Source organism: Streptomyces aurantiacus, from assembly GCF_001418335.1.
In the GTDB taxonomy this organism is placed as follows: Bacteria; Actinomycetota; Actinomycetes; order Streptomycetales; family Streptomycetaceae; genus Streptomyces; species Streptomyces aurantiacus.
Genome location: NZ_LIPP01000048.1, coordinates 479 through 15,629 on the forward strand (window position 1 = coordinate 479; position 15,151 = coordinate 15,629).

Annotated in this window: 8 protein-coding genes and 3 pseudogenes; 8 read left to right on the forward strand and 3 right to left on the reverse strand. The window is 67.8% G+C overall.

Going from position 1 to position 15,151, the window contains the following annotated elements; all coding sequences use genetic code 11:
• Positions 1-108, forward strand: a pseudogene (locus tag AOK01_RS44780) (polysaccharide deacetylase family protein); the annotation flags it as partial.
• A gap of 74 nt (positions 109-182) precedes the next feature.
• On the opposite strand, the gene AOK01_RS07685 reads toward AOK01_RS44780, so the two are convergent.
• Positions 183-3,623 (reverse strand): family 78 glycoside hydrolase catalytic domain, encoded by a 3,441-nt coding sequence (locus AOK01_RS07685; RefSeq protein WP_055509814.1) that lies wholly within the window; start codon positions 3,621-3,623, stop codon positions 183-185.
• 332 nt (positions 3,624-3,955) lie between these two features.
• Between AOK01_RS07685 and AOK01_RS07690 the strand changes: the two genes are divergently transcribed.
• Both AOK01_RS07690 and AOK01_RS07695 read left to right on the forward strand, forming a co-directional pair.
• The gene (locus tag AOK01_RS07690; protein WP_055509816.1) at positions 3,956-4,621 is read left to right on the forward strand and encodes a DUF4232 domain-containing protein; all 666 of its coding nucleotides are present in this window, start codon (positions 3,956-3,958) and stop codon (positions 4,619-4,621) included.
• Between the two features lie 442 nt (positions 4,622-5,063).
• Complete coding sequence (locus AOK01_RS07695) at positions 5,064-5,735, forward strand: SRPBCC family protein (protein WP_055509818.1); 672 nt, start codon at positions 5,064-5,066, stop codon at positions 5,733-5,735.
• Positions 5,736-5,818: 83 nt separating this feature from the next.
• On the opposite strand, the pseudogene AOK01_RS40700 reads toward AOK01_RS07695, so the two are convergent.
• Positions 5,819-6,199: pseudogene (locus AOK01_RS40700) on the reverse strand (PIN domain-containing protein); the annotation flags it as partial.
• Between the two features lie 261 nt (positions 6,200-6,460).
• Between AOK01_RS40700 and AOK01_RS07700 the strand changes: the two are divergent.
• From AOK01_RS07700 to AOK01_RS07715, 4 genes are all read left to right on the forward strand, one after another.
• On the forward strand, positions 6,461-7,417 hold the full coding sequence (locus AOK01_RS07700; RefSeq protein ID WP_055509820.1) for an alpha/beta fold hydrolase: 957 nt from the start codon (positions 6,461-6,463) through the stop codon (positions 7,415-7,417).
• 287 nt (positions 7,418-7,704) lie between these two features.
• On the forward strand, positions 7,705-8,703 hold the full coding sequence (locus AOK01_RS07705; protein ID WP_055509822.1) for a polyphosphate polymerase domain-containing protein: 999 nt from the start codon (positions 7,705-7,707) through the stop codon (positions 8,701-8,703).
• Positions 8,700-9,377, forward strand: coding sequence for a DUF4956 domain-containing protein (locus tag AOK01_RS07710; RefSeq protein ID WP_055509824.1), 678 nt, complete (start codon positions 8,700-8,702; stop codon positions 9,375-9,377). Before AOK01_RS07705 ends, AOK01_RS07710 begins: the two co-directional genes overlap by 4 nt.
• On the forward strand, positions 9,377-10,999 hold the full coding sequence (locus tag AOK01_RS07715) for a CotH kinase family protein (RefSeq protein WP_055509826.1): 1,623 nt from the start codon (positions 9,377-9,379) through the stop codon (positions 10,997-10,999). Before AOK01_RS07710 ends, AOK01_RS07715 begins: the two co-directional genes overlap by 1 nt.
• A 351-nt stretch (positions 11,000-11,350) precedes the next feature.
• Here the strand turns inward: AOK01_RS07715 and AOK01_RS07720 are convergent, their stop codons facing one another.
• On the reverse strand, positions 11,351-14,533 hold the full coding sequence (locus AOK01_RS07720) for an AfsR/SARP family transcriptional regulator (protein WP_055509828.1): 3,183 nt from the start codon (positions 14,531-14,533) through the stop codon (positions 11,351-11,353).
• Positions 14,534-14,710: 177 nt separating this feature from the next.
• Here AOK01_RS07720 and AOK01_RS43415 point away from each other — a divergent pair.
• Positions 14,711-15,151, forward strand: a pseudogene (locus AOK01_RS43415) (tetratricopeptide repeat protein); the annotation flags it as partial.

Below are 15,151 nucleotides of genomic sequence, written 5' to 3' on the forward strand. Positions count from 1 at the left end.
CTCTTCCACGACGCGGGCGGCGACCGCGCCGAGACCGTCGAGGCCCTGCGCCGGATCCTCCCTCAGCTCAAGGAGGAGGGCCACACCTTCGGCTTCCCGGTGCGCTGAGCCCCCGCCGCCTCCCCCGTTCCAGTTCCACTTGCAGTTCCCCTTCCACTTGCAGTTCCCGTTCCCGTCCTCGCCTACCCACGCAGCGCGATCACCGTGGTGCCCGAGCCGACCGGGCCGACCCGCAGCACCGTGCCGGTCAGGTCTTCGAACGACGTCGCGTGTACGTTTACGCGTTCGTGGCCGTGCCCGTCCCTGTCTGCGGTGGTCATGGCCGCCCGGTACGCCGCCGGGTCGGCGTCGCCGATCTCCAACTCCACCACCGCGCGGGTGTTGGGCGGCAGGGTCACCTTGAGGGAGTGCGTGCCCTTGGCGCGGCGCAGGGAGACCGAGACCGGGCCGCGCAGGGATGGGACCGTTCCGTCTACCTCGGTCAGCTTCCCGGTTCTCGGCCTGACCCGGAACCCCGCCGCGCCCGCCTCCGTGACCTGGACGCCCAGCACGTGCCGGGCCACGGCGTTGGCGGGGGCGGAGGCCCAGGCGTGGGAGAAGGTCATGTTCGGCTTCAGCGACGGGTCCCACGCCTCCGTGACGATGGTGGCCTTCAAGTCGTCGATCATGTGCAGCCAGGAGTTGGTGGCCCTGGAGGTGAGCAGCGCGAGCGCGGCATCGGCACGGCCGAGCCGGAACAACGCGTCGAGCAGGAACTGCGCCCCGTAGACGCTCACTTTCATGCCGCCCGCGGCGAGGGTGTCGCCGATCCTCGCCAGTACCTCGTCGTCAAGGTCGGTGCTATGGGCGGTGCCGGGATCGGTGCCTACGACGCCGAGCGCGACCGGGAAGGCGGTGGCGTGCTGGGCGCTGTGGGGGGTGCCCGCGCCGTCGCGGAACCGGCCCGCCGAGGTGTCGAGCAGGGTGTCGCGCATGGCGGCGGCGAGGGTGTCGGCCCGTTTCCGCATCAGCGTCGTCTCATCGTTGTCGCCGAGGGCGGCGGCGCACTTGGCGAGGGCGTCGAAGGCCGCGTACTGGAAGGCGTTGACAACGGTGTTGACGCTGGTGAAGACGTAGCCGTCGCGGCTTGTGACGGGCCAGTCGACCAGGTCGCCGAGGTCCTGGCTGGAGTTGCCGGGCGCCTTGTGGACCAGGCCGTCGGAACCCAGGTAGGAGGTGAGGTTCTTGGCGGCGAGCAGGGCGTAGTCCTTGGCGAGCTGCCGGTCGTCGCCGGTCGCGAGATAGTCCTCCCAGGCGGAGATCGCGCACATCAGCCGGTACTCGGTGGGCCAGGTGCCCTGGCGGACCAGGTAGCCGTTGGACCACCGGGCGAGCGCGAACGAGCGCTGCACGCCGTACTCGGAGAGCTGGTTGATCAGCGCGTCGCCCTCGTAGGGGCCGCGCTCCCGGGTCGGGGTGTCCTGGTAGAGGTCGCCGCGGGTGGCCTCGATGGAGTAGCGGCACAGGTCCCAGACCCGGTCGAGATCGGGGTCCGAGCTGCTGAAGGAGGAGTCGGAGTCGTCCCAGTCGAGCCGCCAGGCGCGGCCCTTGACGGTCGCCCGGGACAGGTCGACGGAGGTACGCAGCTCGGCCCAGCGGAAGCCGCGGTAACCCCAGTGCTCGAAGCGCTGGGCGCCGTCGCGCAGGGTCCACACCTCGCGGTAGACGTTGGTGGCCCGCAGCTGGTACTTCACGGTGCCGGCGTCGTCGGCGTCGTCGGCGTCGTCGGCGTCGTCGTCGGTGCCGTCGGTGCCGTCTGCTTCGTCGGCGTCGGCGTCGGCGTCGAGTTCCTCGCCGAGGCGTACCTCCACGGTGTCGCCCGCGTTGCCGTCGACCTCCAGGGCCAGGCCGCCGGCGATCTCCCGGCCGAGGTCCACCAGCCAGCGCCCGTCGGCCACTCGGGTCACCGAGGCAGGGGTGACGTCGTGGAGTCGTACGGGCTCGATGAGCGCGGGGACCAGGCCGTCGATGGCGGAGCGAGGGGCGGGGGTGAGCCAGGCGGCGTCGTCGAAGCCCGGCTCGGTCCAGCCGATCGGCTCGTTGCGCAGATCCCAGTACTCCTGGGGCGCGGTGAAGAAGGTGCTGCCCGCACTGCCCCGGGCCGGGAGCAGACCGGCCTGGCGGCGCGCCTTCCAGTCGCCGCCCGAGCCGATGGTGGCGCGGCTGCCGTCGGTGTAGGTGATCTCCAGCTGGGCCAGGAACTTTCGCTGCGAGGTGCTGTGACACAGCGCGGCCAGGGCGTTGGCCCGGCCGGCGCGCAGCGTGCCGGTGATGTCGAAGGACTGGTACGCGACGCCGGAGCCGGAGCGGACCGAGGCGTAGCCGACCAGGCTGCCGTTGCTCCACACCTTGGCCACGTACTGCCGGGCCGGGCCGGGGGAGGTGGCGGCGACGTGCAGCACGGCGGCGGCGATCTTCTTGCGGGGCGCCAGGTCGTACTCGTGCCGCAGCAGCGCCCAGGTGTCGTCGGCGCCGTAGGAGGAGAGCGAGGAGGCGCCGGCGGGGAAGGTGAGGACGCCGTTCGCGACGGTGCCCGCGGCGAACGTGCCCCGGTCGGAGGCGAAGTCGTCCTGGAGCAGCACGGTGCCGTCGGCGGCGGTGAAGCGGACGCTGTCGTACACCTGCGACTCGGTGCGGCCGTTGCGCAGGCCGATGCCGCCCGAGGTGTAGCGGGTGTGGGTGGTGGTGTCGACGACGGTGCCGTTGACGCTGGTGGTGAAGGTGGCGCCGGTCAGGGTGACGGAGAGGTCGACCCACTCGCCGGTGGCGACCGGGAAGGGCAGGGTCACGTCGCCGAGGACGCTGTACGTGCCGTTCACGCACACGTGCTTGCGCAGCACCGCGGCGGTGCTGTCGGCGCGCAGCTGCCACATGTAGTTGTTGGCGGTGTCGGTGGCCCGGAACCACAGGCCCCCGGCCACCGCGGTGATCTTCAGGCGGGTGGCGAAGGTGCCGTCCGTCATGGTGGGCCCGGCCGGCGCCCAGATGGGCTCGGCCTGCCACTCGTCCTCCACGGCGGTGGCCATCAGCACGGGCTCCGACCACGACGACCGCTTGACTCCCCGGGATTCCTCCCGGGTTTCCCCGCGGGATTCCTCCCGGGTTTTGCCGCGGGATTCCCCCTGGGTTTCCTCCCGGATTTCCTCCCGGTTGTCTCCCCAGCTGCTGACCCGCCACCAGTAGGCGGTACGGGGTTTCAAGGCCGGCCCGCCATAAGCCACCGCTGTGGACTCGGCGGCGGTCACCTTGCCGCTGCTCCAGACCAGTTGGTGCTTGCCGTGGTGCTTCCCGAACCCGTCCGGGGTGGTGGCGACCTCCAGCTGGTAGGCGCGCTGGCGGGTGCCGGGGCCGAAGTCGGGGACCTGCCAGCTGAACCGGGGCCGCTGTCCGGCGGCGGTGCCCAGGCCCTGCGGCAACAGGTCGGTCAGCAGGCCGGTGGGCGCGGGGGGTGCGCCCTTGCCCCCGCTCCCGCCCTTGCCCGGCGCGGCGGCGGACGCCTGGGGTGCGGGTCCAGTGAGCACGACAGCGGCGGACGCGGCGGCCCCCAGCTGCAGGACGGTTCGGCGCGACAGGTGACTGGACATGGGCGGCCTCGGGCTGATGAAAGGTTTCATTCGGGTGGCTCGGAGGCTAGGTGGCGCCCAGAAGGTAGGTCAACGGGTGGGACAAAAGAGCCGGTAGGCAAAATTGAAACGATTTACCCAGCTCGGCCGAACTGAGGCGGTACGGCGACGGGCCGGAGTGGGCCTCGATGGTTGACCTCCTCGTGATCATGTCACCGGCCGGTGACAGCGTTGTTCTGGAACGACGACGCGGGGATCCTTTCGGCTCGCGGCCCCCTCATAGTGATCAAGCAAGCAAGCAACGAGAAGCCGAAACCGCTTCGGCCTCAACCACCGATTACCAGGGGGATTTCATGTTCGGCAACCGTCGCAAGGCCTTCTTCGTCTCCGCAGCTCTCGTGAGCGGCGCCATGCTGATGACCGCATGCCAGGACACGGACACGGACAAGGCCGCGGACACCGACGCCACGCAGAGTTCGTCGTCCGCCACGTCCGCCCCGGCCGACTCGTCCGCCACGTCGACCCCGGTGGACAAGGACGAGGCAAGCGAGGGCGGGGCCGACTCCGGCTCCGACTCCGGCTCCGGCGTCGACACCGGCGACGGCAAGCGGGTGCCGGTCGAGCAGACCTGCGGCGCCAACGACATCTCCTGGAGCACCAAGTCCGAGACGCAGGCCGGTGGATACATCCTGGTCATGGCGAAGGCGAAGTCGGGGATCACCTGCTACCTGCCCGCCGCGCTGCCGACCGTGGCGTTCGGATCCGACGGCACCCAGGCGGGTCCCGCGGAGCAGTCCGTCGGCGAGCAGATCAAGCTGAGTGGGAGCACCACCGCGTACGCCGGGGTGAACCCGAAGAGCAGCAACGAAGACGGCGGCAAGGAACTGGACAGCATCATCGTCGGCGTGGGTGACAACGACCCCAACCCGGTTTCCCTGCCGGTCGACACCATCACGGTCTCGGACCCAATCGTCACCAACTGGCACACCGCCCCCACGGACGCCGTTCCCTTCAGCTGAACAGACCCGCGGCTCGCGATCCACGCCGGAACGGCTCGGTGCAGGCAGCGGCCGGGCCACCACGCAGGTCCGTCGCCGCTGCGCCGCGGTTCAGTCCGGCAACCCCCCCGTAGACAACCGGAGCTTTCCAGGCTGAGAGGTGCGAGTTCGATTCTCGTCACGTCATCCGCTCCACCGGAAACCCCAAGCCGACCGGCTTGGGGTTCATGTTTTTTTCCGCTCCTTCCGTAGAGGTCGTGGGCAGCGGGTCGAGCCGGCAGAGCACGACGCGGGCCCCGATGGCTTGAGCGGTCAGCCGTATCGCCGACCACTCGTGACCTTACGAGGGAAAGCTTACGAGCACCTCCCTTGCCAAGTACAGCTTACGTGCGTAGCCTTACGGTCGTAAGCTTGGGTCGCTCAAGCACATCGTCTCGACGTCCTTACGGAAGGAACCCATCCCATGTACGCCACCCGCCCCCGCCTCGGTACGCACCTCGCAGCGCTCGCGCTCTCACTCGCCGCGGCCGGCAGCGTCCTCACAGCCACCGCCTCGCCCGCCCAGGCCGCTTCCGGTCAGGCCCCTTCCGGTCCGGCCACTTCCAGTCCGGCGCACACCCCCGCGGTCGAGTGCCGCGGGCAGGGCGTGGACCCCGACGCCCGTGTCCGTTACCGGTCCGAGGTCATGATCGACGCACCGCTGAGCACCGTCTTCAAGACCCAGACCGACGTCGAGCAGTGGCCGTCCTGGCAGGACGCGGTCCTCACCAGCGAGCGACTCGACTCCGGCCCCCTGCGTACGGGTTCGTCCTTCACGTGGACCACGCCGGTGCCCGCCACCCCCTCGACGCCCGCCACCACCCTGGAGATCACCTCCACCGTCCAGAACCTCCAGCGCAACCACTGCGTCCGCTGGACCGGGCCCGCCGACGGCGAAGGCATCCACATCGACGAGGGAACCCACGTGTGGACCTTCACCAAGGTCAAGGGCGGCGTCCTCGTCCGTACCGAGGAGACCTGGACCGGCGCCCAGGCCGAGGCCGACGTCCCCGCCTCGACCGAGGCGCTCGGCGCGGGCCTCGAAATCTGGCTGAAGGACCTCAAGGCCACCGCCGAGGCCCGCGCCGCCTGCTGACGCCCGACCCGCCCCTCCTCCACACCCACCGCCGCCCTCCACGTCCCCCTCGTGGAGGGCGGTGGTGGTTCGAGTGTGACGGTGGGTCGAGTGCGACGGTGTTCTCGGCTGATCACGTCGGTGTCGTAGTCGGCGGCGAGCGCCACGCTCACCGCGTCGGCAAGGCTCAGATCGAGCGCGCCGTAGCGGACTCGGACCGACTGGGCAGCGCCCAAGTGGTCCTCCGTGATCTCTGGCACGATGATCCGGCCCCGGCCCATCCAGCGCCGCAGGTCATCGATCGCGCTGAGCGCGGCCTTCCGTCCGAGCCCACGCGTGGCCACGTGATCGAACTCCGCCAGCAGGAGCGGGGACATGACGAGAAGGCCGGCCGACGTGATCGCCTCGTTCGCCGCCTCGTGCTCCGGATGCGTCGAGTCGAGTGCGGCCAGAAGGCCGGACGTGTCCGCGACAACGATGATCACGCGCCAGGCCCTGAGTTCCCGAGGTTCCCGGAGTCCGTCTCGCTGCTGACCGCGTCGGCGACCGCGTCTGTTCGCCCGCTGTCCCCCGGGCGAGCTACGCGCGAGAGACCTCTGCGGGGTGACGATCCGGGGCCGCCGAATCCGTAGCGTTTGCGTTGTCGCCGACGCACTCGGGACGAGGACCTGAAGAGGCCCTCACACCCACCGCGTTCCTGATTCTTACGTCTTCTCTGTCTTCCCCTTGTCTTCTCGGAGGCCCTCATGAACCGCACGCTCAAGACAACCACTGTGGCCGCGACGTTCTGCGCCGTGGCAGGCGCGGGCATCGTCGGCTACGGGGAGGTCACCGCCGAGGCGCAGACTCGGACGCAGGCACAGGCACAGACGCAGACACAGGGACAGATGCAGACGACGTCCGCCACCACCGCGCGGCACGGTCACGGTCACGGCGACTCGTTCTCGGGGACCAAGAAGATCCGTGTCGACGGCTACTCGGTCAACGTCTCCTGCTCAGGCCACTCGGCGGCCCGTAAGCCGGTCGTCGTCCTGATGGCCGGAGCGGGCGACGGGCTGGACTCGGTGGCCGGCCTGCAGAAGACCTTGAGCAAGAAGAACCGGGTCTGCTCCTACGACCGGCTCGGCGAGGGCGAGAGCGACCAGCCGAACGGCATCCAGACCATCAACGACAGCTCCAAGATCCTCACGGGCGTGCTGAACCAGATCACCGGGGACCGCCCGGTCGTGCTGGCCGGCCACTCGATGGGCGGCTACATCGCCGCCCGGTACGCCCCCGACCACCGGGACAAGGTCAAGGGCCTGGTCCTGATGGACGCCACGATCCCGGCCCTGACCGCCGGCATCTCGAAGGCGATTCCCGAGTCGGCCACCGGCCTGGCGGCCGAAATGCGTGCCGGGGCCATCGCGGGGAACGAGGGCCAGAACCCGGAGCAGTTCGTCATCGACGACGTGAAGGTCCGCTCCGCGGGGAGGATCCCGGTGCAGATCATCAAGCACGAGTCCGAGTACTCCCAGGTCCCCGACTACAGGCCCGCCCTGGAGCAGATGTGGTCCGAGGGCCAGCACGAGTGGCTCGGGCTCTCCCGCCGCAGCAGCCTCAGCACCGCCGCGGGAAGCGGCCACTACATCTACCGCGACCGCCCCGACATCGCCGTCAAGGCCATCCAGCGGGTCACCGCGCAGGCCACGGCCCGCTGGTAGTCACCGAGGAATCCCGGCCGGCCCAGCGCGTAGATGCAGAACACGTAGAACATGTAGAGCATGAAGGACCAGGTCACTCGGCCTGGTCCTTCGTGCTGTGCGGGCTGCCGGGAGCGGTTGCCTGCGGGGACGGCACCTTCGTCCGCTCATCTGCGTTCGTTCGCTTGCGTTCACCTCAAGTTCAGTCTCCGTACTAACGGAGTTCCGAGACATCCCTCATTGGGCTTTCATCTCTTACTTGTTTCTTACATGGATGAGATTGATCGCCGATCGTCTGAAGGGAAGTCATGACTGGCTGGTTGAAGCGTCGCGGCCATGAAGCGCCCGTGCGGGCCGGGAGGCCGCCGCAACCCCCGCAACCGCAGTTCGCGGGCGAAGAGGCCCTCCGCGTAGCCAGCAGACTCCACGCCTTCAACCGGTACGAGCTCAAATACCTGGTGCCGGTGGAGCAGGCGGCGCTGATCCGGGACGAACTGGGCGAGCGCATGGACCGCGACCCGCACAGCCCCGTGGGCGGTTACGGCGTATGGAGCCTGTATTACGACACTCCTCAACTCCGCTTCTACTGGGAGAAGATCGAGGGGCTGAAGTTCCGCCGCAAGCTGCGCATCCGCCACTACGGAGACCTGGACGGCATCACCGAGGACTCCTCGGTCTGCGTGGAGATCAAGCAGCGGGTCAACCGGGTCACCCAGAAGCGCCGCATCACCCTGCCGTACGCCACGGCCCGGAAGCTGTGCGACGAGCGGGAGTTGATCGAGCACTCCGCGAAGGAGAACTCCTTCGTCAACGAGGTTCTCGAACTCGTGGTCAGGCTCAACCTCCAGCCCACCGCCATCACCGGCTACCAGCGTGAGGCCCTGGTCGGGCGCGACCAGGACACGGGACTGCGGGTCACATTCGACCGCCGTATCCGCGGCCGCGACCGCGACTTCCACCTCGGCACGCCGGACGCCGAGAACCGGTTCATCATCCCGCCGCGCATGTCGGTGATGGAGGTCAAGGTCAACGAGCGCACCCCGTACTGGATCACCGACCTGGCGGCCAGGCGCAACCTGAGCCTCGTACGCGTCTCGAAGTACGTCCAGAGCATCGAGGCGTTCGGGCTCGCCCCCAGGTCCGTCTTCCACATACGGGAGGACGACATCCGCGTACGGGAAACCGGCCTCCCGCCGGCGCCCGGCAGCAGCAACAACCTCGCCATTCCCGCGCCCGCATACCCCACACCGTCCCCCACGCCCGCATCCCCCACGATGCACCGCCCCACGGAGGCATCCCGCTCGTGAATCTCGACCTGCAAGACCTCAGCGGTACGTTCAGCGTCACCGACATCGTCCTCGCCATGACGCTGTCCTTCGTGCTCTCCACGATGATCGGTTACGTCTACCGGGCCACGCACAAGAACGTCTCCTACAGCCAGTCCTACGTGCAGACGCTGGTCATCGTCGGCATGATCGTCGCTCTGATCATGCTGGTCGTCGGTTCCAACCTGGCCCGCGCCTTCTCCCTCGTCGGAGCCCTGTCGGTGGTTCGCTTCCGCAACGCGGTCAAGGAGACCAGGGACGTCGGCTTCATCTTCCTGGCCATGGCCGTCGGCATGGCGTGCGGTGCCCGCTTCTACACGCTCGCCGCGGTCGGCGGCACCGTGATCGCCCTGATCATCCTGGCCATGAGCAAGTTCGACTGGTTCGCGCTCAACGTCCAGCGCCAGGTCGTCAAGGTCCAGGTCCCCACGGGCGAGGACCACACCCACGCGATCCAGGACGTCCTGCTGCGTCACACCGACGAGTTCGAGCTGGTGAGCACGGAGTCGATCCGCGGCGGCACGCTGACCGAGGTGTTCTACACGGTCCGCATCAAGAAGGGCCACGAGCCCGGTGAACTGGTCGCGGCTCTCCAGGAGATCGCCATGGGGCAGCGCGTGACCGTGCTGACCGGTTACGACCAGACGGACCTCTGATGACCGCCCCCCGCAAGCGGTTTGCGCACCGCGTCCCGTTGCGGCTGCGCCACCACTGGAAGCCGGCCGGGTGCCTCGCCGCGGGGCTGTCGGTCCTGCTGATCTTCTTCGGGGACGTACGCGTCACCCCCTTCGTCACCAGTGCATCCACGGCGGACGGGGACGAGATCACGGACGACGTCGCGGGGTCGGTCGACCTGTTCGACGACTCACGGACGCATTCGATCCAACTCGACTACAGCGAGACCGACTTCGACGACCTGATGTCGAAGTACCAGGACGACGGCGAGAAGGAGTACATCAAGGCCGACCTCACCATCGACGGCGTGTACCTGAACGACGTCGGCATCCGCCTCAAGGGCAACTCCACGCTCCAAAGCCTGCGCGGCGGCGGCATGGGAGGAGGCAGGGGCGCCGGTCAGGGCGGCGGCGGCACGGAAGGTGCGGGCGGCGGCGGAGGAGGCGGCATGACTCAGTTCGACCTCTCCGCCTCCAAGCCCGAGGAACTCCCCTGGCTCATCAGCATCGACGAGTACGTCGAGGGCCGCGCCTACGAGGGCCACCGCGAGCTCTCGCTGCGCCCCGGCGCCGACGACTCCCTGCCCCTGAACGAGGCCCTGTCGCTGTCCCTGATGAAGAAGTCCGGCCAGACGGCCGAGAAATTCGCCTTCACCGCGGTGCGGGTCAACAACCGTCCGGTCGCGACCCGGCTCATGGTCGAGAACCCGAGCAAGGACTACGTCGACTCAGAACTCGGCACCACGGGTGTGGCGTACAAGGCGCGGGCGGGCAGCAGCTTCGACTACGTGGGAGACGACCCCACCGACTACGAGGAGTCCTTCAAGCAGCTCAATCTCAAGGGCAGCCAGGACCTCTCGCCGGTGATGAGACTCCTGAAGTGGGTCAACCAGGCATCGGACAAGGAGTTCGCCGAGAACCTCGACAAGTACGTCGACGTGGACTCCTTCTCGGAGTACGTGGCGACGCAGAACCTGATCCTGAACTTCGACGACATGGCAGGACCGGGCAAGAACTACGTGCTCTGGTACGACCTCGGCACCAAGAAGTTCTCCGTCCTCGGCTGGGACTTCAACCTGACCTTCAGCGGCACCGCCAGTACCGGCCCCGACGACAGTACGAGCATGGGTGGAGGGGGCGGCGGAGGCGGAGGCGGCATGACGGAGGGTGGCACTGCGCCCTCGGGCGCACCGGCAGGCATGCCGTCCGGGGCACCGTCCGGACTGCCCGAGGCTCCGGCGAACGGCCAACAGGACGACCAGCAAGGCGACCAGCAGGGCGATCAGCAGGGCGAGGACACCGGGGATGCCGGCGGCCCCGGCGGCGGAGGTGGCGGAGGTGGCGGAGGCATGGGCGGCAACCTCCTCAAGGAGCGGTTCCTGGAGACGGCTGCCTTCGACGACGCGTACCACGCGGCCTACAAGAAGCTCTACCAGGAGTTCTACGCCTCGGGGTACGCACTCGACACTCTTACCTCCCTCACCACGCAGGCGAAGAAGGCGGGCGCCGACGCGTCCGGAGTGTCCACCACCGCCAAGTCCCTGAGCAGCACGGTCACTTCACGAACGAAGAGCCTCGCGAAGAACAAGGTGATCACGGACTGACGGCAGGCCCGTGGCCTCAACACCTTCCAGAGGGCCGATCCCCGCCGGGGTCGGCCCTCTGTGTGTCTGTGGGCGGTCGTATCGTGACCGGACACCGGATGTTTCAGGCGATCGGGCTCGAATCCCTCATGTATATTGCGTATGCAATGCACGTGAGTATGCACATGGCGCGAATTACACTCGGCCCAAAGTTCTTCTTTCGCATTACCGGCTTTCGTCTGCTGGAGGTCGACATATTGGCGCGCGGGCAAGGCCGAGCGAGTGGGACTGTCCGACCCCGGCGCCCTTGCGTGACGAAACCATACAGCGCCCACCCTGCCGGGGTGAGAGGTATGACAGGAGAAGTTGATCTCAGAGCTGCTCGGCTCCGAATGACCGGGCAGTAACTTCCGCCCGGAGCTCAATCAGCAGAGCCTCGGCGCGTGCTTCCTCGACGGGTGCCCCTATGCGCCTGCTCAACGTCAGACCCTCCTCCGCGTGAGCCACAGCCTGAGCCGCGTGTCCCATGTCTCGCTCGGCCAGGGCCAGGTCGAAAAGAATGTCCGATTCCTCCCCGACCGCATGGATGGCGCGTATCAGCTCAAGTGCGGCCATGTGCTGCTGCAGAGCCTCCTCCGTGCGGCCGGCCGCACGGTACGCCCTGCCGATTCGCGTGAGCGCGATGGCCTCCCCGCGACGGTCCCCGACGCCTATCAGCACCGGCAGTACGGCGGCGTACAAGTCAAGGGCTTCTTCCGTCCTGCCGAGTTCATCCATGACGGATGCCATATTCATCTGAAGCGTGGCCTTGTCTCTCGGATTTCCCATCCGATCGGACACGACCATCGCCTGCCGGTAGGCAGTTTCGGCAGCCTCTGGACGGCCGGTCCTCTTGTAGAGTTCCGCCTTGTTATTAAGTGCGCTATATCGCCCCCGCTCATCTCCTATTGCCGTGAAATCGGCGAGAGCGGAGGTGAAACAAGCCAATGCTTCTTCGTTCTCCGCCAGGTGGAGGTGAGTTATCCCGAGCAAGTTCCTACATCGCGCCGTCCTGAGCACGTCATCTGTTTGCATGAGGAAACTAAGGGAGTCTTTCTGAAGCGATCTGGCCAGTGTGTACTGACCTGTGTGCCACATGGAGATCGAGATCTGGTGTATGCACTCGCTCTCCAACTGGCGGCCATCCAGCGATCTGGCGATGTCAAGTGCCGCACGCGCGGCCGAGATCGCCTCGTCGTAGCGGGAGCCATGGGTGTACACCACGCAGAGGTCGAGCAGGGCTCGCGCCCTGGCCACGCTGTCACCAGCGACGCTCCAATGGGCTGCGGCGCGCCGCAGCAACGGCTCAGCCGCGGCGAGGTGCCCCTCCATGTCCAGAAAGCCCGCCAACACATGGACCGAAACGGCAAGTTGCTGTTCTGTGCCATGGTTTACGAACCACTCCAGAGTGTTCAGGAGATTGGCCGACTCGGCAATCAGCCACTGTTCTGCCGCCTGTGCGTCAACGATCTCCGGGCTCAGCGGAGCGGCAAGCGCGGTGTCCGGATCGCCGGCATCAAGATCCGTACGTGAGCGATACGGATAGGCCAGCCGGTCCGCCCGGTCCGCCGTATGGACGTAGTGATCCACCAGCCGTCGTGCGGCCCGTCGGACATCGTCCTCGGAATCGGTGTCCCCGGCGTCGAGCAGCGCTCGCGCGTAGTCGCGGAGCAGATCATGCATGGTGAAACGATGCGGAACGGGCTCGAACACGAGGTAATGAGCCAGTAGTTCCTCAAGTACGTGTTCGGTCGTTTCCAGTGAGAATCCTGTGAGCGCGGCAATCGCCCGAGGAGTGAACTCCACCCCCACATGCAGTGCCGTACGGCGGAAAACCAGCTGCTGCTCGGCGTTCAGCGCGTCGTAGGAGACTGCGAAGACGTTGGTCAACTTTCTTTCGAGATCGTGTAGTTGGGCCAGATGGCCACCATCGCCGCCCAGCTGGCGCAGCAGATCGGAAGTGGTCCACGAGGGACGGGCGAGCAACCGGCTCGCGGCAATCTCGACGGCCAGCGGGAGGTATCCGCAGATCTGGACGATCTTCGCCACGTCCGACGGGTCGGTGTCGCGCTCTCTCCCCAGTCGCTGCGCGAACAGAGCCGCCGCGTCCTCGGGCGGCAGCACGTTCAGAGAGACCGGCCGTACCCCGGGCAGACCGGGCAGCCGACGGCGGCTGGTCACGACGACCGCTGTCGGGGAGGCGCCGGGAAGCAGAGGACGGATCTGGGCGGAGGAGGTCGCGTCGTCGAGGATCACCAGCATCCGGCGGTCACGCGCGACAGAGCGCCACAGGGCGACCAGCTCGTCCAGCTCGCGCGGTAGTTCTTTTGTCGTCATGCCGAGCAGCCGAAGCAGTTCGGTGAGTGCCCGCGCCGGTGTCGGCGGTGTCCGGTCGGCGGAAAGCCCGCCCAGGTGGCCCAGGTGAAGGAAGACCCGACCGTCCGGGAAGCGGTCCCTCAACCGATGGGCCAGATGGACAGCCAGGGCCGTTTTTCCGGAACCTCCCATTCCATGGATCGCCTCGACAGTGACGACGTCCGCGGCTTCCTGCCCTTCGCTGAGCGCTGCGGTGAGCCCCCGCAGTTCATCGCGCCGTCCGGCCCACGGAACGTCGCGCGGCAGATTATCCGGTATCCATCGTGATGGCCGCGGGGTGGTCTTCTCGTCGGAGCCGGCTCCGGAGCTGATGCCTGATCCCGGTCTCGATCCCGGTCTCGATCCCGACCCGGCTCCGGCTCCGGCTCCGGATCCGGGGAGCAGAGCCTCCGCAGGGGTCCCCGTTAGAATTCCCTGATGAACTCGGTGCAGCCTGCGGCCGGCGTCGAGACCGATGTCACGAACGACCCGCTGCCGCGTCCGCTGGAGCAGTCTGGTCGCCTCGGCCGTCCTGTTGCTGCCGTGCAGGGCGATGGCCAGTCGTTCGGCAAGGGCCTCGTCCACAGGATGCGCCTCGACCAACGGCAGGAGCACGAGAACGGCGTCGCGGAATCTTCCACCGCCGAGGAGGATCTCGGCTCTCGTCGTCGCGGCCGCGAGGCCGGTCTCACCGATGGCGGCGCGCAGTTGCTCGGCCCAGGCTCCAGTGATCCCGGTGAGCGGTTCACCGCGCCAGAGACCGTCCGCCCGGTCGAGCAGGCGCAGGGCGGTTTTCTCGTCCCCGCTGTCCCTGAGGGAACGGGCCCGCTCGACACAGCTCGTATAGCGGCGCAGGTCGACCCGGTCCGGGTCGACCTCAAGGGAGTACGAGTTCGTGTGACTGACGAGCGCGGGTGCGTCGGCCCCGGCGATCCGCAGGGAGCCCCGGATCCTTGAGATGTGGGCGTGCAGCGCTTCCCGAGCCTTGCCGGGCGGATGCTCGTCCCAGATGCGGTGGATCAGAGTGTCCACGCTCACCGTACGACCCGCGTCCCAGGCGAGGGCGGCGAGCGCCATCCGCGTTTTTGTGGATCCGAGATCGCTACGGCGGCCCGCTGCCCGAATCTCCACCGATCCCGAAAGCCTGATCTCGAACTCCACCAGCGTCCTCCCGCCGGTAGGACCTGTGATTGCCGAGCATTCGAGAGTGTCACGCCCCTGTCTCGATCGACCAGAAGAAGACGGTATGAGTTCAAGATTGACCGATAAATAACCGCATTGGTTCGCATCCTGTCCAGAGCGGGGAGTGACTCCCGGGAACCGAAAGGAGTTGCTTACGTGCGTGCTTTCCCCTCGGACGGATCAGAGGCGTTGCTGTCGGCCATGGCCGCCTGTGACGCCGACCCGGATTCCTCCGCATGGCGCGATCTGGCCCGAGTGGTGGACATCGCGGCCCGCGCGGACCCGGCCGTGACCCGGCTCTGGCCCCCGTACACCACGGGGGGACAGTCGGCCGACGCAGCGGTCCGACGTGAACTGGCCGAGAAACTGAGCGCGTTGGCCTCGCGCGACACGGCCACACGGCAGGCATTGACCGAGTGGTTGCACCACCACCCCTGCCCCGCAACCACACCGCCACCCGTACGGCCATCCGTACCACCACCCGCGGCGACGACCAACGTCATCCGTGGCGGTTCCGTACTCCATGGTCCCAGCGTGCAGGCCCGGGACATCCACGGGGACATCCACTTCCACCCGCCCGCCTCCACGCCCCCACCC